This is a genomic window from Corynebacterium sp. c25Ua_89 (assembly GCF_047459735.1).
Lineage (GTDB): Bacteria > Actinomycetota > Actinomycetes > Mycobacteriales > Mycobacteriaceae > Corynebacterium > Corynebacterium simulans.
Genome location: NZ_JASBOD010000004.1, coordinates 146,949 through 170,275, shown reverse-complemented (window position 1 = coordinate 170,275; position 23,327 = coordinate 146,949). Strand labels below are relative to the sequence as shown.

At 60.7% G+C, this 23,327-nt stretch carries 18 protein-coding genes; 7 read left to right on the top strand and 11 right to left on the bottom strand.

Features of this window, described 5'->3' with window-relative positions; genetic code table 11:
- The first annotated feature begins 11 nt into the window (after nucleotides 1–11).
- From QKB66_RS08010 to QKB66_RS08000, 3 genes are all read left to right on the top strand, one after another.
- Entirely contained in the window at nucleotides 12–1,472 is a 1,461-nt protein-coding gene (locus QKB66_RS08010) for a hypothetical protein (protein WP_248093057.1), read from the top strand.
- A complete protein-coding gene (locus QKB66_RS08005) occupies nucleotides 1,472–2,479 on the top strand; it encodes a glutamate ABC transporter substrate-binding protein (RefSeq protein ID WP_414253058.1) in 1,008 nt (335 codons plus the stop codon). The genes QKB66_RS08010 and QKB66_RS08005 overlap by 1 nt, the downstream gene beginning before the upstream one ends.
- Nucleotides 2,480–2,590: 111 nt before the next feature.
- Complete coding sequence (locus QKB66_RS08000) at nucleotides 2,591–4,963, top strand: serine/threonine protein kinase (protein ID WP_371326202.1); 2,373 nt, start codon at nucleotides 2,591–2,593, stop codon at nucleotides 4,961–4,963.
- A gap of 313 nt (nucleotides 4,964–5,276) precedes the next feature.
- On the opposite strand, the gene QKB66_RS07995 is transcribed toward QKB66_RS08000, so the two are convergent.
- The 3 genes from QKB66_RS07995 to pta form a co-directional block, all read right to left on the bottom strand.
- Nucleotides 5,277–5,963 carry a hypothetical protein gene (locus tag QKB66_RS07995; protein ID WP_414253057.1) on the bottom strand — a complete coding sequence of 229 codons (687 nt, stop codon included), beginning with the start codon at nucleotides 5,961–5,963 and terminating at the stop codon, nucleotides 5,277–5,279.
- A 294-nt stretch (nucleotides 5,964–6,257) separates the two neighbouring features.
- Entirely contained in the window at nucleotides 6,258–7,478 is a 1,221-nt protein-coding gene (locus QKB66_RS07990; RefSeq protein WP_248093053.1) for an acetate kinase, read from the bottom strand.
- Entirely contained in the window at nucleotides 7,479–8,837 is a 1,359-nt protein-coding gene (pta, locus tag QKB66_RS07985) for a phosphate acetyltransferase (protein ID WP_061924832.1), read from the bottom strand.
- 414 nt (nucleotides 8,838–9,251) lie between these two features.
- Here pta and QKB66_RS07980 point away from each other — a divergent pair, with 414 nt between their 5' ends.
- The 3 genes from QKB66_RS07980 (at nucleotide 9,252) to QKB66_RS07970 (ending at nucleotide 12,689) form a co-directional block, all read left to right on the top strand.
- The gene (locus tag QKB66_RS07980; RefSeq protein ID WP_248093052.1) at nucleotides 9,252–11,270 is read left to right on the top strand and encodes a glucose PTS transporter subunit IIA; all 2,019 of its coding nucleotides are present in this window, start codon (nucleotides 9,252–9,254) and stop codon (nucleotides 11,268–11,270) included.
- Between the two features lie 68 nt (nucleotides 11,271–11,338).
- The gene (locus QKB66_RS07975) at nucleotides 11,339–12,196 is read left to right on the top strand and encodes a BglG family transcription antiterminator (protein WP_248093051.1); all 858 of its coding nucleotides are present in this window, start codon (nucleotides 11,339–11,341) and stop codon (nucleotides 12,194–12,196) included.
- Between the two features lie 22 nt (nucleotides 12,197–12,218).
- A complete protein-coding gene (locus QKB66_RS07970) occupies nucleotides 12,219–12,689 on the top strand; it encodes a GNAT family N-acetyltransferase (RefSeq protein WP_248093050.1) in 471 nt (156 codons plus the stop codon).
- On the opposite strand, the gene purT is transcribed toward QKB66_RS07970, so the two are convergent.
- The 3 genes from purT to gltS form a co-directional block, all read right to left on the bottom strand.
- On the bottom strand, nucleotides 12,686–14,035 hold the full coding sequence (purT, locus tag QKB66_RS07965; protein ID WP_248093049.1) for a formate-dependent phosphoribosylglycinamide formyltransferase: 1,350 nt from the start codon (nucleotides 14,033–14,035) through the stop codon (nucleotides 12,686–12,688). The genes QKB66_RS07970 and purT overlap by 4 nt on opposite strands.
- Nucleotides 14,036–14,291: 256 nt before the next feature.
- Nucleotides 14,292–15,584, bottom strand: a complete 1,293-nt coding sequence (locus QKB66_RS07960) for an adenylosuccinate synthase (RefSeq protein ID WP_070497933.1) — start codon at nucleotides 15,582–15,584, stop codon at nucleotides 14,292–14,294.
- Between the two features lie 117 nt (nucleotides 15,585–15,701).
- Nucleotides 15,702–16,922, bottom strand: coding sequence for a sodium/glutamate symporter (gltS, locus tag QKB66_RS07955; RefSeq protein WP_414253056.1), 1,221 nt, complete (start codon nucleotides 16,920–16,922; stop codon nucleotides 15,702–15,704).
- Nucleotides 16,923–17,142: 220 nt separating this feature from the next.
- Here gltS and QKB66_RS07950 point away from each other — a divergent pair, with 220 nt between their 5' ends.
- The gene (locus tag QKB66_RS07950) at nucleotides 17,143–18,039 is read left to right on the top strand and encodes a hypothetical protein (protein WP_414253055.1); all 897 of its coding nucleotides are present in this window, start codon (nucleotides 17,143–17,145) and stop codon (nucleotides 18,037–18,039) included.
- A 24-nt stretch (nucleotides 18,040–18,063) separates the two neighbouring features.
- Here the strand turns inward: QKB66_RS07950 and QKB66_RS07945 are convergent, their stop codons facing one another.
- The 5 genes from QKB66_RS07945 to pyrE all read right to left on the bottom strand — a co-directional run bounded on the left by QKB66_RS07945 (nucleotide 18,064) and on the right by pyrE (nucleotide 23,316).
- A complete protein-coding gene (locus tag QKB66_RS07945) occupies nucleotides 18,064–19,272 on the bottom strand; it encodes an FUSC family protein (RefSeq protein WP_414253054.1) in 1,209 nt (402 codons plus the stop codon).
- A gap of 361 nt (nucleotides 19,273–19,633) precedes the next feature.
- Entirely contained in the window at nucleotides 19,634–20,668 is a 1,035-nt protein-coding gene (gene fbaA, locus QKB66_RS07940; protein ID WP_061924895.1) for a class II fructose-bisphosphate aldolase, read from the bottom strand.
- A 173-nt stretch (nucleotides 20,669–20,841) separates the two neighbouring features.
- On the bottom strand, nucleotides 20,842–22,038 hold the full coding sequence (locus tag QKB66_RS07935) for a glycoside hydrolase family 76 protein (protein WP_070497931.1): 1,197 nt from the start codon (nucleotides 22,036–22,038) through the stop codon (nucleotides 20,842–20,844).
- Nucleotides 22,039–22,100: 62 nt separating this feature from the next.
- The gene (locus tag QKB66_RS07930) at nucleotides 22,101–22,784 is read right to left on the bottom strand and encodes a TrmH family RNA methyltransferase (protein WP_070497929.1); all 684 of its coding nucleotides are present in this window, start codon (nucleotides 22,782–22,784) and stop codon (nucleotides 22,101–22,103) included.
- Nucleotides 22,771–23,316 (bottom strand): orotate phosphoribosyltransferase, encoded by a 546-nt coding sequence (pyrE, locus tag QKB66_RS07925; protein ID WP_062036999.1) that lies wholly within the window; start codon nucleotides 23,314–23,316, stop codon nucleotides 22,771–22,773. The genes QKB66_RS07930 and pyrE overlap by 14 nt, the downstream gene beginning before the upstream one ends.
- Nucleotides 23,317–23,327: the final 11 nt, after the last annotated feature.

The window sequence follows — 23,327 nt, the reverse complement described above, 5'->3', positions numbered from 1 at the left end:
ATTCTATGGGAATGACTGGCACAGGGTTGGAGGATGCTGCCGCACGTACCAGCGAGCATCCGGCCGCGCACGAAGCGCATCCAGGCGATCACTGGCTCGACGAAGTCACCGAGCCCGCTACCCCGGCCTTCAACAACGCCACGCAGCTGGCCATGAACTCATTCGCCGGCCCGGCGCGGTTGGCCCGCCGTCTCTACCACTTCGCGGCCACTACCCCAGGCAAGCTTTTTACCGTCACTGTGATTTTGACGGTGGCGCTCGCTGCCGCCGGCTTGTCGATGTCGAATACTTCCGCCAGCCGCCACGAGGCCTTAGACGAGCTGCTCAATTCCACCGAGCCGATGTCTAACGCGGCGCACCACCTCTACACCAACCTTTCGCTGGCGGATACCGTGGCCACCACGGGCTTCGTCCAGGCGGGCGTGGACTCCGAGATCAACCGCAAGCGCTATAACAAGGCCATCGACGCCGCCTCCGTGGCGGCCACCGAGTCCGTTTTGGGCACCAACACTAACGACGCCCGCATCCGCGAGCTGGTCACCTTTATCCAGCGCGAGCTGCCCGTTTATACCGCCCTGGTGGAAAAGGCGCGCACCAACCACCGCGCGGGCAATGCGGTGGCGAACTCGTATATGTCCAACGCCTCTTCGCTGATGAGTGACAAGATCCTGCCCGCGGCCGCCGAGCTTTTCTCGCTCACCACGGCCAAGGTCAAGGAGCAACAGCAGCGCCTGACCAGCCCCCAGTGGGTCCCGCTTTCCGGCTTAGTGGCGGCGCTTTTCTTCCTCTTTGTCGCACAGTGGTGGCTGTGGCGCCTGACGCGCCGCCGCTTCAACCGTGGCTTCTTGGCCGCCAGCGTACTGCTCTTCCTGGCTCTTTCCTGGGCCGCGATGGCGAACTTCGCCACCTGGAGCTCCGGTTATCACGGCTTCGAGACGGTCTCCCGTCCGTGGGACTCGCTCACCGCCTCCCGGATTGAGGCTCAACAGACCCGCACCTCGGAGACCCTGGCGCTGGTCCTGCGCTCCTCCGAGTCCGACATGACGGTGCGCTTTGGCTCGACGGTCTATTCCATCAACCAGGCCCTCGAGGACTACGAAGCCGCGCTTGCCGACGACGACATTCCCGTCACCGATCCCGCTCTCCTGCCAGCCGCACAAAGCGCCACCAAAGAATGGGAGGCCTCGCACGAGGTCTTCATGAACGCGCTTGCCGACGGCCACTATGACGACGCTATCCACGAAGCCACGGCGATTACCCCGGACGGCGCTCCGACCACCGCGAGCTCCTTCAACGACGTGGATTCCGCACTGGCGGAGCTCATCGGCGAGGCGCGCGTGGCCATGCGTTCCTATCTGGAAGAAGGCCTCAACGCGATGACCATGGTGGCCACGGCCGTATTCTTGCTGACCATGGGCGCTATCATCGCCGTCTGGTTGGGCATCCGTCCGCGACTCCAGGAGTACCTCTAATGGCTCATTCCACTCGCCTTCTAGCCGTCTTATCTGCGGCCGCCCTGTGTGCCGCCTCCTGCGGTGTCCCCGACTTAGGCAGCGAGGAGGAAAGGATTCCGCGCGCTTCCTTAGACGCGGAGGCGGGCCCTCCCCTTCCCGATAACTCCATCTTCGAGCCCGCCGGCAGCGCCGAGCCCCGGCCGGTGTTGGACGCGCCGCTGAAAGGAACCTATAAACCGGACGGCAAGAGCGCGAAGGAAAGAATTCCTGCCATTTATAAACGCGGGCGCATTATCGTCGGCGTGGACCGCTCCAATAACCTGATGAGCTACCGCGACACCGCAACGGGCGAAGTACGTGGCTTTGAGGTGGATATCGCACGCGAGATTGCCCGCGATATCTTCGGCGACCCGGACAAGGTTGACTTCCGCTTCGTCGAGTCCTCAGAGCGCACGAGAGCGCTCAACGACGAAAGCGTGGATATTGTCATTCGCACGATGTCCATTAGCGCCGAGCGTCAGCGTGAGGTTGCGTTCTCCGCGCCGTATATGACCACCAAGACCCGCCTTTTGGTGCTGACCAGCTCCGGCATCCGCTCGATCGATGACACCGCCGGCAAGACGCTGTGCGCGGTCCAGGGCTCCACCATCGTGGACACCATCCGCCGTGAGGCCTCCACCGCGAATATCCTGCAGACCCGCGCCTGGGGAGACTGCCTCATGGCGCTGCAGCTCAACCAGGTCGACGGCGTGGTGGCTGACGACGCCCTCCTCTCCGGCATGGTGGCCCAAGACTCCTATACCTCGATCGTCGGCGAGCCGCTGACCACGGAGGACTACGGCGTGGCCGTGCGCAAGCCCGATTCCACCCATGATTCGCGGGCGCTGCTGCGCCAGGTCAATTCCACCCTGGAGCGCATCCACAGCGACGGCACCTGGGACAAGCTTTTTGATCGCTGGCTCGGTGACTACCTGGCCAAGCCGGCTTTGGGCAGCCCTGACTACCTAGACGATGAGGAGGCATAAGCGTTGAGCCCTACTCAAGGCCATAGCTTCAGCGAGGACGAGCTCGACCACTTGGAGCCGGAGAAGCTGGAAGAGCCCAGCGAGCACGCGGACGATCAAGCGACGGCGGCGATGCACACGGCGTCCAGTGCGGCGTCGGCAAGCGCGGCGCATGATGCCACCCAAGCAGTCCCCTTCGACCCGTTTGCGGATGAGGAGGGTACCTCGGCCGTGGCCTTCGACCCCTTCGCGGACGAGGACGGCGCGGATGCGGACAGCGACTTCAACGACCCGGATAATATCGGCGCCCTGATTGCGGAGCTGGGGCAGCTGCGTGACCGCCGCAAGCAGGAGGATGCCTCGCAGCGCTCGCGGCGCGCGGCCATCGATACCTTCCGCCAGCGGCGTGCGGCCAAGCGCACCGACCGCGAGGTGGCCGACGGCATGGCGCGCTTGCCTTTCATCGTGCCGCGCAACCCTACGGCGGCGCTCATCGACCCCGCAAAGGAGAAGGTTGCCCCGCCGCAGCTTTCTCCCGGCGATATCGTGGCAGGTCAGTACGAAATTCTGGGCGTTATTGCCCACGGCGGTCTGGGCTGGATTTACCTGGCTAATGACCACTTCGTCTCCGGGCGCATCGTGGTGCTCAAGGGCATGCAGGCGGAGAAGTCCTCAGACGAGACCGCCACCGCAGAGGTCGAGCGCGAGTTCCTGGCGGATATTACGCACCCGGGAATCGTGAAGATTTTCAACTTCATCGATGACCCCCGCGTGGACGGCGGCTTCATCGTAATGGAGTACGTGGGCGGCCCCTCGCTCAAACAGCGGCGCAACGACCAGGCAGACCGCCTGTTCCCGGTCGATACCGCGATTGCCTACATCTTGGAGCTGCTGCCGGCGCTGGACTATCTCCATGCGCGCGGGGTTGTCTACAACGACTTAAAGCCTTCGAACATCATCATCACCGAGGACCAGGTCAAGCTGATTGACCTTGGCGCGGTCTCCGGCATCGGCGCCTTCGGGCACATCTACGGCACGAAGGGCTTCCAAGCCCCGGAGATTGCCAAGGATGGCCCCTCGGTAGCCTCGGATATCTACACCATCGGCCGCACGCTGGCCTGCCTGACCTTCCATCTGCCGCAGGAAGACGGCGTCTACTTACCCGGGCTGCCTTCCCCTGCCGAGGAGCCGCTGCTGCGCCGCTACCTCTCCTTCTACCGGCTGCTGCTGCGCGCCACGGACCCAGATCCGGCCAAGCGCTTTCAGAGCGTATCGCAGCTGCGGGACCAGCTCTTTGGTGTGCTCCGCGAGGTCATCGCCCTGCGCGATGGCGTTCAGCATCCCTCGCAGCACTCGCTGTTTTCCCCACAGCGTACGACCTTCGGCACCAAGCACCTGGTCTTTCGCACAGATCAGCTGATTGACGGCATCGACCGCACCGTGCGCATCACCGCCTCCGAGGTGGTCTCGGCGCTGCCGGCGCCCCTGGTGGACCGCTCGGACGTGGGCGCCGCGCTCCTGCAGGGTGCTTCCTACACGGAGCCGCAGGAAGCCCTCGAAACGCTGCGTCAGGCCATGCAGGCCCCGGAGTACGAGGAATCCGCAGAAATCCCGCTCGGCGTGGTGCGTTCCATGATCGACCTGGGCTATACCGGCCAGGCCCGCGAATGGCTCGCCTCGATTGAGGACAAGCTCGGAAACGATTGGCGCTTCCAGTGGTACTCCGGCGTCGCCGTGCTGCTTCTCGACGACTATCGCGCCGCCCAAGTGCACTTCGCGAACGTCCTCAACCTGCTGCCGGGCGAGCCGGCGCCGAAGCTGGCTATCGCGGCGATTAACGAGCTCATCTTGCAGCAGCTGGGTTACAACGAAGTCTCGCTCATCGATCCTGCCATCGCGCGGGCTTGTGCGAACCTCACTACCAGCCTGGACGAGCTGCCGAACGAACTGTTTACCGACGATCGAGGAATCTGGGATCACGTCACCGATGACCCGGCTCACCTGCGTTTTAACTCGATGCGTCTGTACGGAATCGTGTGGGCCACCTACCCGACCACGGTCTCTTCCGCTTTCGGCCTGGCCCGCCAGCTGCGCTCGGAACAGCAGGTGGAGCTGGCCGTGACGACGCTAGATCGCGTGCCCAACGCCTCGCGCCACTACCGCATGGCCCGGCTGACCACCATTTTGCAACTGGTACTGCACGATCTTTCCGAGTCTCGTATCCGCCGCGCTGCCCGCCGGCTGGAGGAGATCCCGCAAAATGAGCCGCGATTTTTGCAGGTCAAGGCGGCAGTCATCTCCGCGGGCCTGAACTTCCTCCGCGACTGTGACCTCGATGCGGCGGCCTCTCCGAATGACCTCTTCGAGTTCGCTTTCACGCAGCGCGGCTTACGCTACGGCTTGGCCGATACTCTGCGCGCCCTAGCCCGGCAGGCGCCCTTCGCGCGGCACCGCTACGCGCTGGTGGACCTAGCGAACCAGGTGCGGCCGGTGACCAACTTTTAGCCTGGCCGCCTCCGCGGCTCGGCCCTCCGCCATGGCCGCCTTTCCAAATGGTGAGGTCAACCGCTCAAAACGTCACCTCAACAGCCATCACCAGCCCCAACAGTAAACACCGGCCCCACTAGCCACATCGCGACCTCACCATTTGACTATTCGCGTCGTGCCTCAGCCCAAATGGTGAGGACCACATGGTGAGGTGAGCAATCAGCAGCCCCAGCAGACAACGCCAGTCACAGTAGTTACAATTCGACCTCACCATCTAGGCCAACTACCTGCAAATGGTGAGGAGCCCTGGTGAGAGGAAGCACGAAAGCGCCTACGCCTGGCGCACCACTTGCTGCAGTCCCCGCTCACGGCCAGACACCCAAGTTGCCCGCAAATCTGCGAGGAACTTCTGCGGGTGGTGAAACAGCTCAGTCGAAGTCACACGGAATACCGTGTAGCCGGCATTCTGCAATCGCACCTCGCGGCGACGCTCTTCCACGATTACCCACCGGGTATCTGAGCCATAGGTTTCGCCGTCATACTTCACGGCTCCATCAATTTCCAATACCAGCCAACCATCAATCAGAACATCAACTCGAACACTGGGAATCACCCAGACCTGCTGTTGGATGGAATGACCCATCTTTGCGTGTGCCAATAACGCGATACATAATGCCTCGTAGGGCGACTCGCATTGACCAGAAAGAAGCGATATAGCTCGACGTGCTTCAGCGATATCTTTGACCCGCCCCATAGTCTCGAGGCAATCCATAGCCATAGCCTTGGCAGCCTCGACTTCGAGTTCAGGATGCATCCGGAACCATGATTCGAGTGCCACGAAGCCGCGAATCCAGCCTTCGAAGCGAGCGACATCCAACGCGGCGCGCAAGGCAGACGTCACGCGAACGCCCTGCGCCTTCTCGACCATAGAATCTGGCAGACGCATCTTCTTGTAACTTCGGCCGTGGCCCCAGTCTCTCCGCGGCGGCATAACGCCAGAGCGCAGAGCGAGCGTCACCGGCTCCTCGCCGCACCGCGGCGGGAGGACCCACAACCCATGCACCCGCGCCGCCGAAACTCCTACTAGCACCGCCCGTCTAGCACTATGGCCCGCCCGCAAACACCGCGCCAGCTGCTCTTCATGCCAAGGCAGCGACTGCCCTTCCACTACTCCCCCGAATTGTTCCATAGGGACAGTCCACTAGCCTGGCCAGTACTAGCGCAAGACGGAATTGGCGCGACAGGCCAAATCTGTGGATAACTCATCACGACGAAGGGGCCAACCACCAGGTTGGCTCCTTCCAAACGCGAACTAGTACAGCCCCGCCTCACGCGCCATATCGGCGATTTCAGCGGACTTCTGTGCGATAGCCAGCTCCTCGTTGGTCGGCACCACGAAGACCTTGACCGGCGAGTCCGGCTCAGAAATCATGCGCGGCTCCTTCGAGCGCACAAGGTTTGCTTCCTTGTCAAAGTGGATGCCATACATTCCCAGGTTGAAAAGCGAATCCTGGCGCACCTCAGTGTCATTTTCGCCCACACCCGCGGTGAAGGTGATCGCATCCACGCGGCCCAGCGCAATCATGTACGAGCCGATGAAACGGCGCAGCTGGTGGATGTAGATGTTGTATGCCAGCCATGCGTCCTGGTCCTCGGCTTCGATGCGCTCACGCAGCACACGGAAGTCGTTGACGCCGGAAATGCCCTTCACACCAGACTGCTTGTTGAGCAGGTTGTCAATCTCATCGATAGACATGCCCGCCTGGCGGGAGAGGTGGAAGATGATGCCCGGGTCAATGTCACCAGAACGGGTACCCATTGCCAGACCAGCCAGCGGGGTAAGGCCCATCGAGGTGTCAATCGGGCGGCCATGGCGGATTGCGGCTGCCGAAGCACCGTTGCCCAGGTGCAGCGTGATCTGGTTGACGCGCTTCGGGTCCTTATCCAGAAGGCGCGGGACCTGCTGGGAGACGAACTCGTGGGAGGTGCCGTGGAAGCCGTAGCGACGGATGTCGTACTTGGAGGCCACCTCGTTGTTGATGGCGTAAAGCGCAGCAGCCGGCGGCAGGGTGTTGAAGAACGCGGTATCGAACACGGCCACGTGCGGGATGTTCGGCAGCATCTTGCGAGCCACGCGAATGCCGTCCAGGTTGGCCGGGTTGTGCAGCGGAGCCAGCGGGATGAGGTCCTCAATCATGGACTCAATCTGGTCCGTAATCAGCTGTGGATCGGAGAAGAGGCGGCCGCCGTGCACAACGCGGTGACCCACGGCGATGACCTCAACGTCCATCGGGCCGACATTGTGCTGGTGCATGATGTCGAACGCGCGCTCCAGGCCGAAAGAGTGGGTAGGAATCTCCAGCTCTTCCTTGTATTCCTCGCCACCAGTCTTGACGGTGACGGCACCCATCGGCTCGCCGACCTGCTCCACAAGGCCGGAGACCAGCGGGGCGTCGGTAGCCTTGCCTGCTGGGTCAACCAGCTGGAACTTGACTGAGGAGGAACCTGAGTTAAGAACGAGTACGTAGGCCATTTACTTGACTCCTGCCTGGATAGCCGTGATTGCGACGGTGTTGATGATGTCCGGAACGGTAGCGCCGCGGGAAAGGTCGTTGACCGGCTTGTTCAGGCCCTGCAGAATCGGGCCGACTGCCAGTGCGCCGCCGGTACGCTGGGCGGTCTTGTAGCCGATGTTGCCCGCCTCCAGGTCCGGGAAGATGAAGACGTTTGCCTGACCAGCCACCTCGGACTCTGGTGCCTTCTTGGCGGCAACGCCTGGGTCACAAGCGGCGTCGAACTGCAGCGGGCCGTCCACCTTGACGGAGGAATCGATGCCGCGGGCAGCCTCAACAGCAGCAACTGCACGGTCGACGTCCGGGCCGGAGCCAGAGGTGCCGGTGGAGTAAGAAAGCATGGCCACGCGTGGGTCGATGCCGAACTGCGCTGCGGTCTTCGCAGAAACCACGGCGATTTCACCCAGCTGCTCAGCGGTCGGGTTCGGGTTGACCGCGCAGTCACCGAAGGCCCACAGGCGTCCGCGCATCACCATCAGGAAGATGGAGGAAACAACGGATGCGCCCGGCGCGGTCTTGATGATCTGGAAGGAAGGCTTAATCGTGTGCGCGGTGGTGTGCGCAGCGCCGGAAACCATGCCGTCTGCCAGGCCCTTGTGCACCATCATGGTGGCAAAGTAGGAGACGTCCTTCATGGTCTCGCGCGCCTGCTCGAGGGTAACGCCCTTCTTCTTGCGCAGCTCCGCGAAGTCGGCAGCGAACTCCTCTGCCAGCGGGGAGTTCAGGTGGTCAATGACGTCCACGCCGGTGAGATCCACCCCGAGGAGCTCCGCACGCTTGGCGACGTCCGCCTCATCACCCAGGATGGTCAGCTTCGCCACCTTGCCCGCCATAAGCGCTCCAGCTGCCTCGATGATGCGGTCATCCTCGCCTTCCGGCAAAACGATGTGTGCACCAGCGGCACGGGCCTGGTCAAGCAACTGCTTCTGGAAGACCTCCGCGCTCATTACCGGCGCGACGGACTCGATGGCTGCGAGCGCACCGGGGACAGACGCGACGTCGGTAAACGCGCCTACTACCTCAGCACCCAGGGAACGGGCATGTGCAAGGGCCAGGTCGGAGGTGCGCTGCGGAGCGTTGGAAATCAGAACAAACGGGATGCCCAGGGCCGCTGCGGCCTTGGCGTCAAAGTCCATCACACCCGTGCCCTGCAACACGACGTCGCCTTCTGGAACGGTGACCAGAATCTGGTCCAGGGTGGTGCCCAGGTCATCGAGCTGCGCGAAGGTCGCGCCGAGGTCGGTTGCCAGGGAGGCAATATCGAGGCCGTCAAAACCACGGCCAATGACGCTCACGAGTGCGGAGTTCTGTGAAGACATTTACTGCTAGCCTTTCTCTTTCCAAAGAGTAGACGATGTTGTGTGTTGCGCATCACGAAGAACAACACACAGTGACTTCTTCACCATACTGGAGATGTCCGAATTTAGCCGTTTTAAAAAGGCTTAGTGCAATCTAAAACACACTTAGGAACCTCCGATCGCCCAACCGCCTAGAAAAGTGGTGTGGTGAGTCACATAAATTGCTCAGAGTGAGAGCAGCGGAGTAGGTTGAATTTATAAGGATTGTTACTTTGGGCAAGACCTAGGATGCTGTGCGCACTGCGCATTCCACTGAACTGTGAAATGCAAAGACCCAGCTTCCTGGGTCTTTTGTAGTTTTTAGGCCTCCTGGGTAGGCCCCAGGAACCTTCGCGAACTGCATTGCACCCTGAAAGAAGTTCGAAAGGAAATCTCATGTCGACGCAAACGCGCTCTACAGCTGAGGCCATCTTGGATGGCATCGGCGGCGCGCAAAACATTGCCTCTTTCACGCACTGCGCCACCCGCCTGCGCTTTCAGCTTAACGACGCTTCGAAGGCTGACAAGGAAGCGCTCGACGCCATCCCCAAGGTGCTCGGCGCCGTGCCGCAAGGCGGCTCAAATTACCAGGTAGTTATCGGCGGCGACGTCGCTACCGTCTATGACGAGATCAACGCTTTGCCGGAGATGAAAGGCGGCGGCGCTTCGAATGCGGACATCAAAGCCGCGGCCCGCTCGAAGGCGAAGGGCAAGGTTCCTTTTATGGACGAGTTCTTCGAGTACTTGTCCGATTCTTTCCGACCAATTCTGGGTGTGTTGCTCGGCGCCTCGCTGATTATTGCCTTCGCGTCGATCCTCGACGCATTCGGAATCGTCGACTTCCGCGCCGAGGACAAGCCCGCCTCGTGGTTCTTCGTCGACGCCATGTGGCGCTCCGTCTTCTACTTCCTGCCGCTGATGGTGGCCTACAACGCCGGCAAGAAGCTGCGAATCGACCCATGGGTCCCGGGCGCCATCATGGCCGCCCTGCTGACTCCGGAGTTCTTGGGTCTTTCTGAGAACCCTGCCGTCCAGTGCGTGGTCAACGATACGTTGGGCAGCGAGCAGTGCTCCATTCCCATCTTCGGCATGACCATGCAGCTTCCGGGGTACGGCGGCAACGTCTTCGTGCCGTTGATGATGGCCTTTGTGGCAGCGCTGGTCTACCGCTTCTTCCAGAAGATCATTCCTTCGGCTCTGCACATGGTGTTCGTCCCGTTCTTCACCATGCTCATCGTCATCCCTCTCACGGCATTTCTCATCGGCCCGTTCGGCGTATGGGCCGGTAACGGCATCGGCGCCGGCCTGTCCTGGATGAATGACAACGTTCCATTCGTCTTCGCCCTGGCTATCCCGATGATCTACCCGTTCCTGGTTCCGCTGGGTCTGCACTGGCCGCTGAACGCCTTGATGCTGGTAAACATCCAGACCTTGGGCTATGACTTCATCCAAGGCCCAATGGGTGCTTGGAACTTCGCCTGCTTCGGCGCCACCGCCGCCGTGCTGGCACTGTCCATCCGCGATAAGGACACCGTGATGCGTCAGACCGCCGGCTCCGCATTGGTTGCGGGCCTGCTGGGCGGCGTCTCCGAGCCTTCTCTCTACGGCATTCACCTGCGTTACAAGCGCATCTACCCGCGCATGCTGGTGGGCTGCTTTGCCGGTGGCCTGACCGTGGCACTTTTGACCCTGGGCTCCAACGGCATCACCACGGATGCCTTCGTCTTCACCTCCCTGCTGACCATCTCTGTGTTTACCCCGATGGCCAAGTACGCCATCGCCATTGCTGTGGCATTCGTCGTAGCCTTCCTGGCGGTCTTCATCACTGACTACCGCTCCCCGGAAGAGCGCGCAGCGCTCAAGGCCGCAGCCGAAGAGGAGAAGGACGCACCGCTTGCCGACGCCCCGGCCGAGTCCGCAGCCGCACCCGCAGCCACACCCGCAGCCGCCGCTGCCGGCACCGTCACCGACATCTCCTCCCCTGCAGAGGGCGAGGTTGTCCCGATGGCCGAGATCGATGACCCGGTCTTTTCCGCCGGCACGCTGGGCGATGGCGTGGGAGTCATCCCTGCTGAAGACAAGGTCTACTCCCCTGTTGCGGGCACCATCGTCAGCGCTATGAAGACCGGCCACGCTTATGGCATCAAGACCGAGTCCGGCGTCGAGGTCCTCGTCCACATCGGCATCAACACCGTGAAGATGAAGGGCGAGGGATTTGCTCCTGCCGTTAAGAAGGGCGATACCGTGGGGGCTGGCGATCTGCTAGCCACCGTGGACTTCGACGCAGTCCGCGCCGCCGGTTTCGACACCACCATCGTCGTAGCAGTCACCAACACCAAGTCCCTGGCCGAGGTAACTCCGGCCGGAATTAAGAAGGCTACGGCTGGCGATACCATCATCACCGCTACCCGCTAAAACCGCTTCGGCGCGTATGCGGCGCGCTATTCCATGAGGCCCGATGAGTTCTATTATCATCGGGCCTCATGCAGATCCTGCGCGTTTTCAATAACAACGTCATCCTCGCTCGCCGCGGCACCGGTGCCGCAGCAGAGGAAGTGATCGTTACTGGGCGCGGGATCGGTTTCAAGGCCCGCTCCGGTGACGAGGTGGACCCTGCCAAGGTGGTCAAGGTTTTCGTGCCAGCCTCCGGCCGCGACCCCGACCACTCGGCCCTCATGCTCGCATCCGTGCCGGGCGAGTTCATCCAGCTGGTGCTAGAGGCCATGGAACAGGCCGCGGTGCCGGAGAGCTACCGCAACAAGCTAACCCTCGTCGTCGCATTGGCGGACCACGTCCACTCCGCGGTCCACCGCGGCGCCACCATCAACTATCCGCTCGAAGCGGAGGTGCGCCACCTATATCAGGAGGATTTCGAGCTAGCCAAGCGCCTCTTGCGCGTAATTAACGAGCAGCTGCACGCGCCGCTAGCGGAGTCAGAGGCCATTGCCATCACTTTGCACTTGGTCAATGCTGGGTTCTCGGTAGGCGACTTGTCTGGCACCTACCGCATGACGGGGCTAATCCAGCAGCTGCTCGACATCATCGGCCAGCATGCCGGAGTGAAGCTAAACAGCGAGGAAATCTCCGTCGCGCGTTTCATTACGCACTTGCGCTATCTCTTCGTCCGCATGGCGGAGCACACGCAATTGGACTCGCAGGGCACCGCAATCGCCGAGGCAATCAACGCCCAGTACCCGCAGGCGGCAGACTGCTCACGCACTATCGCAGAGCTCATCGAGCTACGCATGGACACGGAACTTACCGCGGATGAGGTCAGCTACCTAACGCTGCACATTGCGCGCCTGCAGAAAGCGTCCACGCAAGGCACCGAACAGGACTAACGCTCACGTACAATCGTGTGCCATGACTTACACGATTTCCGCTGCGAACTTGTCTCACCTCAGCCCGCTGCAGGTGCACGAGCTGTATAAGTTGCGAGTGGACGTCTTCGTGCACGAGCAACAGTGCCCGTATGCAGAGATTGACGATACGGATGCACGCGACAGCACGGTGCATATCCTGGCGATTGATGATGAGACCCAGCAGTTGGCTGGCACCGCGCGCGTCTTCCCCTCCACGCTGGATGGCGAGGAGGTGGCCAAATTTGGCCGCTTTGCTTTGGGCAAGCAGGCCCGCGGCACGGGGCTGGGCAAGCAGGTCATGGAAGCGGCGTTGCAGTATGCCGCGGTGGCCATGAGCGGCCAGCCGGTCTACTTGGAGGCACAGGCACCGCTGGTGGATTACTACGGCACCTATGGTTTTAAGGTGTGCGGCGCGCTTTTCGACGACGAGGGCATCCCCCACCAGCCGATGATTCTGCGCCGCGAGGGCTAATCGTCTGCGGAACGGTTGAGAACTGGGTCGACCTCGACGACGGGCTCAGCGACCTCAACGAAATCGATGTCGGCGGCATCGTTAGCTACTGGGTCCACGGCCTGTGCGTTAGCGACAACGTGCGCGTTCGGGGTCTGGCTGATGCTGATCTTGGCGGCCGCAAGCGCGGCACGGTCGCGCGCAGTCTCGACGTCTTCTGCGGTGGTAGCCACCATGCCCATGCGGCGACCAACGTAGGCACCGGGCTTGCCAAAGAGACGGACGTCGGTCTCTTCGAAGGCCATGGCCTCTGCAACGCCGCTATAAGCGACGTCGTCAGTCGCGGCGTCGGCATGCAGCACCACGCTGGCGCCGGGAGAGGTTAGGGTGACGTCGATTGGGTAGCCCAGGATGGCGCGGGCGTGCAGCTCGAACTCGGAGAAGCGCTGCGTGTAACCCGTGAGCATGGCGGTATCGGAAGGGCGCGGGGAGACGGAAGAGAAGTACACGTCCTCGCCGGCGACGAAAAGCTCGACGCCGTAGACGCCGCGTCCGCCCAGCTCGTTGGAGATACGCGCGGCAACGGAGCGTGCGTTCTCAAGTGCGATCTCGCTCATGGCCAGCGGCTGCCAAGATTCGATGAGGTCGCCGCGCTCGTGACGGTGGCCGATGGGCTCGCTAAACCAGGTGCTGAGTTTGCCGGTTGCCGGGTCGATGGAGCGAATGGCGAGGAGGGTGACCTCGTAGTCGAAGTCCACGAAGCGCTCAGCGATGACGCGCTTTTCATCGGAAGACACACGGCGCACGAGGTGCCATGCGTCCTCGAGATCTTCCTCGTCCTTGACCAGCATGTGGCCCTTGCCGGAGGTTGCCACATCAGGCTTTACGATGCACGGCATGCCGAGCTCATGGACGGCTTCGGCAAGCTCCTCCGCGGAGCTGGCAAAGCGATATGCGGTTACGGGCAGCCCGATGCTTTCGGCCGCCTCACGGATGGCCTGGCGGGACTGGGTCAGCTCGCACGCCCGGGCGCTAGGGACGACGACAGCGGGAGTTTCGGACTCAAGCCGCGACAACGCCTCGACGGCCACAACCTCAACTTCGGGGACGATATAGTCTGGCCGGATGCGCTGGGCGATTTCGAACACCTTGGCTTCATCGGTGATGTCTGCGATGTAGCTAAAGTGCGCGAGCTGTTGTGCAGGGGCGCCGGCGTAGCGGTCGACGGCGTGCACCTCAAGGCCCAAGTTCTGGAAGGCAATGACTAGTTGCTTGCCCAGCTCGCCTGCGCCAAGCAGCAGCACTTTGGTGGCGTTACCGGTAAGGGGGGTACCTATATGACCTGCGATGTCGCCTGAAATATCCATCCTTGAATTATTGCACACCAACCCCACAGATTTATTAACGAAAAGCCAGGCTGGCCTTTCGCAGGCTTATCAAGCTCCGCAGGCATATCCGGATGCATCTAGCTAAGCCAAGAGACTAATTACCAATGCCCCTGTAGCAACCAGTGCCACGCCGCCAAAAACCTGCTCACTGTGATCCGAAAACATGGATACAGCAATAGAAATGCGAGATATCGGATTGGATATCTCGCATTTGTCGAACTTAAATAACGTACATCTAGTGGTCGGTCATGACGTCATGGCGGACGATGGTTTGGTCACGGCCGGGACCCACGCCAATGTAGGACATGCGGCAACCTGAGAGTTCCTCAAGGCGCAGGACGTAGTCCTGAGCCTTCTGCGGAAGCTCCTCAAAGGTTTTGCAGCCCGTGATGTCCTCATCCCATGCTGGCATGGTCTCAAAGATTGGCGTGGCGTGGTGGAACTCAGACTGGGTTAGCGGCATCTCATCGTAACGCTTGCCATCGACGTCATAGGCCACGCAAATCGGAATCTCACCAATGCCTGTCAATACATCTAGCTTGGTCAGGAAGTAGTCCGTGAAACCGTTGACGCGTGTGGCGTAGCGAGCCACGACGGAGTCATACCAACCACAACGGCGCTTACGGCCGGTGTTAACGCCGATCTCACCACCGGTGGTCTGTAGGTACTCGCCCCACTTGTCAAAGAGCTCAGTTGGGAACGGGCCAGCGCCCACGCGAGTGGTGTAGGCCTTGATAATGCCCAGCGAGGTCTTGATGCGGGTCGGGCCAATACCGGAGCCCACGGAAGCACCGCCGGCAGACGGGTTCGAGGACGTAACGAACGGGTAGGTGCCGTGGTCCACATCCAGCATGGTGGCCTGGCCGCCCTCCATCAGGATGTGCTTGCCCTGCTCCAAGGCCTTGTTGAGCTCCAGCTCTGCATCGATAACCATCGGTGCTAGGCGCTCGCGGTAGCTCAAGAAGTAATCCACGATCTGGTCAGGGTCAATCGCCTTGCGGTTGTACATCTTCACCAGCATCTGGTTCTTGATGTCCAGCGCAGACTCAACCTTCTGCCGCAGGATGGATTCATCAAAGATGTCCTGCACGCGGATACCGATGCGAGCGACCTTATCGGAGTAAGCCGGGCCAATACCGCGGCCCGTGGTGCCAATGGCGCGCTTGCCCAAGAAACGCTCCTGCACGCGGTCCAGGGTCTGGTGGTATGGCGCTACCAGGTGAGCGTTCGCGGAGATTCGCAGGCGCGAGGCATTCGCGCCGCGTGCCTCAAGGCCGTCGATCTCATCAAAGAGAGCTTCAAGATTAATAACAACGCCGTTGCCTAATACCGGAGTTGCGTTCTCAGAGAGAATGCCGGCGGGAAGGAGCTTGAGCTCATACTTCTCGCCGCCAACTACAACAGTATGGCCAGCGTTATTGCCGCCATTCGGCTTGACTACGTAGTCAACCTTGCCACCGAGAATATCGGTGGCCTTACCTTTACCTTCGTCGCCCCATTGAGCGCCAACGATGACGATTGCTGCCATGTCTGGGTGTCACTTCCTAATGATTGAAGCCAAATACGCAACCACTTTACCCCTAGAAGTGTGCAGACGGGTATTAATTGACAGCTCTCATTTTTAGACACGGCTGCTTCGCCGCGTTTACGCGATGTTCAGGAATACCAAGATGTTGACGATGTTCGCGAAGTCGATGAACATGCCGCCAATAATCGGCAGGATGAAGAAAGCCAGCTTGGATTCCTTGAACTTGGTGACCACGGAGTCCATGTTTGCCATGCCGTTCGGGGTAGCGCCCATACCGAAGCCGCAGTGGCCAGCGGTAAGAACCGCGGCGTCGTAGTCACGGCCCATGACGCGGAAGGTGACAAAATTGGCAAACAGCCACATGAGTGCCGTCTGCCCCACCAGCAGGATGAGCATAGGAACAGCCAGCTCAGCGAGCTCCCAGAGCTTGATGTTCATAAGAGCCATCGCCAGGAAGAAGTTCAGGCCAATGACGCCGAGAATCTCAACCTCTTGGGTTGGGACCAGTTCCTTGTATTCCTTCTGCTCACGGGAGTCATTGATGAAGCGCAGGATGATCGCCACGATCATGGAGCCGAAGTAAAGCGGGAAGGCTGCCTTATCGGTGAACATGCCCACGAGGTGGTTCATCGCATCGGTCACGAAGCTACCGATGAGCATCGAAACCAGAATCATCACGAAGGCGTGCAGCATGGCGTCGCCGCGCAGCTTGCGAGCGACGTGAGCAATCAGAGACTCATCGATGTCGACCTTTGCTGCCTTCTGATCCATCAGGTTGCGCTTGGTAATCAGGCGGTTAGCAAGCGGGCCGCCCATGAGCGAGCCCATGATGAGGCCGAAGGTAGCTGCGGTGTAGGCCACGGTTTCTGCACCGCTAACACCAGACTGCTCGACAAGAGGCGCGATACCGCCAGAAACACCGTGGCCACCGGTCATGGAAACAGAGCCCGTCATCAAGGCCAACTTGGCATCGACACCAACGATTGGAGCCAGGCCCACGGCAACGACGTTCTGCAGAATGGTCAGAACAATCGCCACAACGAGGAAGACCATTACCTTCGGGCCGGCGGCGCGCAGCACCTTCAACGATGCGCCGTAGCCCACCGTGGTGAAGAAGATAACCATGAAGAAGCTCTGCAGCGTGGTATCGAACGTAATCTCAGCGATACCGGTCTGGTGCAGCACCAGGTTGATCAAAGCAAAGAGGAAGCCACCGATAACCGGGGCCGGAATAGCAAAGCGCTCAAAGAAATAGATCCGCTGCTTGAGCCAAATACCCAGCAAGAGCAACACGACAGCGATGCCGATGGACTGGATCATGGTGAATTCAATTGCCAAGATGAAGCCTCCGTGAAGTTGTCGGGATAGTTACCTGTGTGCCACAGCACGAAGATAAATAAAATGTGAAGTTGAAAGTAGTGTGGACTAAAAATATATCCCCATGTGACCCCCTCCACCCCAATTGGCGGTTATCAATGGGGGTAATTTGCGTTGTAGGGTGTAGAAGTTATGCCCTAATTCGCGGGGTGATTCGCTGGGAAAGGCAAGGTAACTCACGGTGGCCCTAATCGTTGTTCGTTGCGGTAGCAGACTCAGCCTGGATTTGCCCCCACATGCAGAAGTTCTCGACGTCAGCGCGGTTCCAACCCGCTCCGAGCTTCGTCCGCTAGATGCAGCCGCGAAGACCGCACTGCCGGAAGATCCCACCCCTTCGCTCGATGAGATTGCCGCCCAGCCAGACGTCCGACATTTGAGTACCCCCGCCCTCGCGCCGCAAGCGCCCCACTTGGTGGAACCACTGCGCATCGTCGTGGTTGGAGATGACGCCGCCTTGAGTGCAGTTCTTAGCCGCATGATGCGCGGCGACTACCTCTGGGCCGAGCTCGCCTATGTGCCCACGGATTCCTCTTCGCCCGCTGCCCGCAACTGGGGCCTGCCTACCGATCTGCAATCTGCGCTCAGCGTTGCGCTTTCAGCACCGGTGCACCCAGTACCGCTGATCCGCAATGATGCAGGTCTTGCCGTGGCAGGCTCGGCTTCGATTTCCGAGTGGAATAACAAGGACATCACCGGCGAGATCATCGTGGATGATCATGTTGTCGTCCGCCACGAAGGTACCGGCAAGGCCGGCATTGGTACGTATGGTGCCCGGTTGGTACCGATGATTGATGCACCGGGAATTTTGGCAGCGAAGGCTGTCTCCCCCGTTGCTGAATCCGCAGATTTAGGCATTAATGCAGAGCAAAAGTCCGGCTTCGGCGGGTGGCTGCGATCGAAGTTCTCCTCCCCCATCGCCTCCGGCCAGCTCGATGAAACCAGCATCTGCACCGGCCGCGCGGTGCAAGCAGGCGGCCCGGAGCTGCGCGTAATCGTCGATGGCGTCAGCGCGAAGCGAGCCGTCAAACGCGTGACCTTCTACCGGCACCTGCGTGATCTGCAGGTTGTCCGGCCTTAATTATTGCGGCTTTACTTCGTGCGTTTAGTCGGTGTCGAGGACTTCCGGTGGGTAGGCCGGATGGTCAGAGGTGGGGGCAAGCTGCGCCACGGCAGATTCACGGGACATGCCGCAGACCATCAGCAGGTCAACGATGATAGACCGGGTCTGTGCGAGGAGTGAGTAGGCGGAAAGAACGCCGTCCTCACCAAGCACGTCCATGGTGGCGTTCGCGCCGAGGACGCGTAGGCGGTGCACAATCTCCGGGATGACCACGGCCTCGTTGGCGCGCGATTCCTTGCTGCTAGCCCGGCCGTAGAGCTCGGCGAGCTCATACGTGACGTCGGAAAGCTCATCAATGAGATCAAGTTGGGCTTCGGTGACGTGGTCGCCGTCCTCCGAAAGCACCAAGGCCCGGCGGGAAAGCACGCGCACACCGCGGATGGCGTTGTCCACTGGGGTGAGGATGCGTTCCAGGGAGCGGATGTTGCGCTGCCAGCTCCACAGGAATGGGGAAACCTTGACGGTCTCGGCGCTGCCCTTGGCCGCCTGGAGCATGTCATTGATATCGCTCTGCGTACCGCGGACGGCGTCGCGAGCTTCCAGGATCGCCTTCTTATCGCCGTCGCGGAGGCCACCGGCGACGTCGGAAAGCACTGCAGAAGCCACCCGCAGAACCTTGGATACTTCCTTACGCACGGCGCGCAATGGGGAGGTCGGAATGAGGGCGACCATGCAGATGCCGATGAAGGCGCCGATGATGGCATCGATGGCGCGGGAGAGTCCGCCCATCTCCTCCGGGGGCATGATGGTGGCGATCAGGATGGCGCCGATGGCCACTTGGTTGCTGATGAGCTGCGACTCGGTCACGAAGGATGCGATGAGCAGCGAGCAACCGATGATTATGGTCATGTGGATAGGGCCGGTGCCCAGGCCGTCAACCAGGAGGGTGCCCACGATAACGCCGACGATACCGCCGATGGAGAGATCCACCGCGCGTTTAAGGCGGTCCCCGCCGGACAGGCCCAAGATGATGATGACGGACATCGGCGCGAAGAACGGCTGAGCGTGGCCGAAGACGACGTGTGCCACGAAGAAAGCCAGGCCGGCGCCGAGGGTGGACTGGACGATGTAGAGGAAGCGGGACTTCACGCGCGCAAACCGGGATTTGACCGAGCGGTCAAAGCTGCGCAGCTGTTGGCGCGTAGTCAGCTTGGCCCGTTCCTTGGTGCTCTTATCCTTTGCTTCCGCCATGGTTTCCTTATCTTAGTTCGCCCGTGTGGATTGCTTGGCTCTGGTTGGGGTCGGCCTGGGTCGCGGCTGGGGTCGGTCTGGGTCGCGGCTGGGTTCGCTCTAGATGGTGAGGTCACCTCACCACTTGCGGGCCTCATTTGCCCCATTGGTTTACACTAGTCCCTTTTATTGTGCGGTGACCTCACCATTTGGGTTTTGATTCCGGTTTGACACGGGCGAGGATGGTGGCCAGGGACTTTGCCGGCGCATTCTTTGATGCTACGCAGCAAAGCCGCTCCTCCCTCCCAGCGGCTGCGGGGTTCCCTGCGGCTGCGGGGTGTGTGGGGGAACGGCTCTGTGTTGTGTGGTTTGGTGGTCAGTCTTACTTGGAGATGGACTTGCCCACGGAGTGCAGGTCGGTGCAGGCCTCAACCACGCGCTCAGCCATGGACTGCTCTGCCTTCTTCATGTAGGAGCGTGGGTCGTAGACCTTCTTGTTGCCAACCTCGCCGTCGATCTTGAAGACGCCGTCGTAGTTAGCGAACATGTGGCGGGCAACCGGGTTGGTGAACGCGTACTGAGTATCGGTGTCAACGTTCATCTTCACAACGCCGTAGGAGAGAGCTTGCTCGATCTTTTCCTTCTCGGAGCCGGAGCCGCCGTGGAAGACGAAGTCGAATGGCTTGGAGCCCTCTTCCAGGCCGAGCTTCTTGACGGCGGCCTTCTGGCCTTCGTCGAGAACCTCTGGGCGCAGCTTCACGTTGCCCGGCTTGTAAACGCCGTGGACGTTGCCGAAGGTAGCGGCCAGCAAGTAGCGGCCCTTCTCGCCGGTACCGAGTGCATCGATGGTCTTTTCAAAATCCTCAACGGAAGTGTAGAGGTTTGCGCCGGCCTTAGCCTGGACGCCGTCCTCTTCGCCGCCAACGACGCCGATCTCAGCCTCGAGGATGATGTTTGCCTTGCGTGCCTTCTCCAGCAGCTCCTGGGCGATGACGAGGTTCTCGTCGATTGGGATTGCGGAGCCATCCCACATGTGGGACTGGAACAAAGGCAGCTCGCCGCGGTCAACGCGCTCCTGGGAGATGGCGATGAGGGGGCGGACGTACTCGTCCAAAACTTCCTTCTGGCAGTGGTCGGTGTGCAGCGCAACGTTGATGCCGTAGTGCTTTGCCGCCTCGTGAGCGAAAGCTGCCAGAGCCTGAGCACCTGCCACCTTGTTCTTCACAGAAAGGCCAGAGCCGAACTCAGCGCCGCCAGTGGAGAACTGGATAATGCCGTCAGACTCAGCTTCTGCGAAACCGCGCAGAGCCGCGTTGATGGTCTCAGAAGAGGTGCAGTTGATGGCCGGGAATGCAAAACCGCCCTGCTTGGCGGTATCCAGCATCTGGTTATAGACCTCAGGAGTTGCGATTGGCATGAAGTTCCATCCTTAGTGTGTTGGGGCAATCACGTTCCAAATCCCAAGTATGCCTGTTTTTGCCCGGTTTCGCCGCCAGAATTTTTGTGAACTTCCTTAATGCAGGCAGGCGCCTGGTGGGCGGTTGCCGATACGCAGGTGAAACCACAAAATAGTACGGTTGTAATGCGCTTTTATTTTTCTTGGGACTGGTGTTTCATGACTCGTGCGCAGGCCTCGAGCAGCATCCAGCCCGACAATTGGACCGAAAGATCGCGCTCTGCAACACGGATGATGCCTACCTTTTCGCCGACGGTATTCGGCCCGAAGCCATAGTTATGTGGCAGGCGAGCATCGGTGGTCCAGTCGGAGCCGAAGATAGGTAGACCATCTACCTCCAAGCGGTGTTCCCACACGGATTCAGCAGAGGCCACGACCATGCGAGCCGCAAGCTTCTTGGTGGCGCGGTTAGCCGGGGAATCGCCCGGCAATCGCACAGCAACGTCCGCAAGGTAGCGCACGAGGATGCCTTTGAACAGGCCACCATCGCCGTCGCCCGTCATCCAGTTGATAACGCCGGACGGAGTAGCCATTCCGGTTGCCACCGCCTGCACTAGGCCACGGATGTTGGTGATGTAGTGCATCGTATCCGCTGCCAGCTCGGCTTCCTGAATGGTGTCGATGCTCTCCAGTGAGGTCAGCCCAGCCTTCTCGCGCAGTGCCAATGCAATTTCCAGGCAGGCGCCCAGAACCACGCCCTGGCAATACGGGTGGATAGCCTTCACGATTTCCGGGCCGTCCATACGCATGCGCACGCCGTCCATGATGAAGCCGTCATCATCAACCAGATGGTCATAGATCCAGTCCACGATGTGGCGGGCCTCGTCGATGCGCCCCATGCGGGCAAGCATGATGGCGCCGGGGCCGTTGGATGGAACGTTCAGGAAGGTCTCGCCCTCGCGCCACGGCAGCACACCGATTTGGGGGTCGGTGCCTTCCAGGATGTTGTGTTGCAAGGAGCCCAGGCGCTTATGCGGCTTGATGCGCTTGAGCTGCTCGGCACGATCCATAGCCAGGGCCAGCCACGCCTTGTCGTCGTAATAACGATTCTTCGTAAGCTGGCTCATGTTACGAATGCGGATGCCGCGCATGGTGTCCACGATGCGGGCGCGGCGCGCCTTGGTGTTGTTACGCAGCGCGGCGTCTACCAGGCAATCGAGGTAATGAGCTTGCCACCAGTAGTGCCAGTGGACGAAGAGTTTCTCCTTACCAGTCGGCGGCCAGCTGACGACCGCAAGATTGGTACGCGGAATTGACCATACGTTTTGCGCATGGCGTTCATTGATGGCGGTTTCCGCGAGGTCCGCGCGGTGTGCCCATGTCTCTTCCACTGTAGGTCTATCACTCTCGATTATGGTTTCGTTACTCCATCTTATCTACTTGAGACAACGATTTACCACGCTTTTTCTAAGTCAGCATGCTGACGAATCCACGCATGCATGGCAATGCCCGCGGCGACGCCCGCGTTGATCGAACGAGTCGAGCCAAATTGGGCAATGGAACAGGTCATTAACGCTGCATCTTGGGCTGCTTGGGTAACGCCGGGGCCTTCTTGTCCAAACAAAAGCAGGCAGCGCTCCGGCAGCTCTGCCGTTTCAAGGGGGACGCATCCGGGGGTGTTATCGATGGCGACAACAGTTAGCCCTTCGGCGTTGGTCCACTGCAAAAGCTCCTCCACCGTGGCATGGTGCTGCAGGTGCTGGTAGCGGTCAGTGACCATGGCCCCGCGGCGATTCCAGCGGCGGCGACCCACGATATGCACGGTGTCGACGGCGAAGGCATTCGCAGTGCGCACCACGGTTCCGATGTTGGAATCGTTCTCGAAGTTCTCGATGGCGATATGCAGGGCATGCCGGCGCTTATCGATGTCCGCGGTGATCGCTTCCCTGCTCCAGTAACGGTAGGCGTCAACCACGTTGCGGCGATCACCCTCGCGCAGCAGCTCTGGGTCATACTGCGCACCGTCTGGCCAGGGGCCCTCCCACGGCCCGACGCCGTGGCGGCCTTCGTTCCACTCGGTAGGGCCCTTGCCTGTCTCTACAGGCTCTTGCGCAGATGAGTTATTAGGCGAGGTCAAGGTCTTCCAAGCTCAGCAGGTAGCGGTACTCCAGGCCTTCAGCGGCGATAACTTCGCCGGCGCCAGTTGCGCGATCCACAACGGTGGCCACACCGACGACCTCGGCGCCTGCCTCGCGCAGCGCCTCGACGGCGGTCAGCGGAGAGTTGCCGGTGGTGGTGGTGTCCTCAACCACGAGGACCTTAGCGCCGGTGACGTCGAAGCCCTCAATGCGGCGCTGCATGCCGTGCTTCTTGGCTTCCTTGCGCACCACGAAGGCGTCGATATCGCGGCCGTCGGCATGCATGATGGAGGTAGCGACGGGGTCAGCGCCCAGGGTCAGGCCGCCAACTGCCACGTAGTCCCAGTCCGCGGTCAGCTCGCGCAGCAAGGAGCCGATGAGGCGGGAAGCCTCGTGCTGAAGGGTGGCGCGGCGCAGGTCAACGTAGTAATCAGCCTCCTTGCCGGAGGACAAGGTGACCTTGCCGTGTACAACAGCCAGTTCCTTGACCAGCTCTGCCAGACGGGCCTTTTTCTGTGCATCCAAGCTCATGGCTCTCCTTT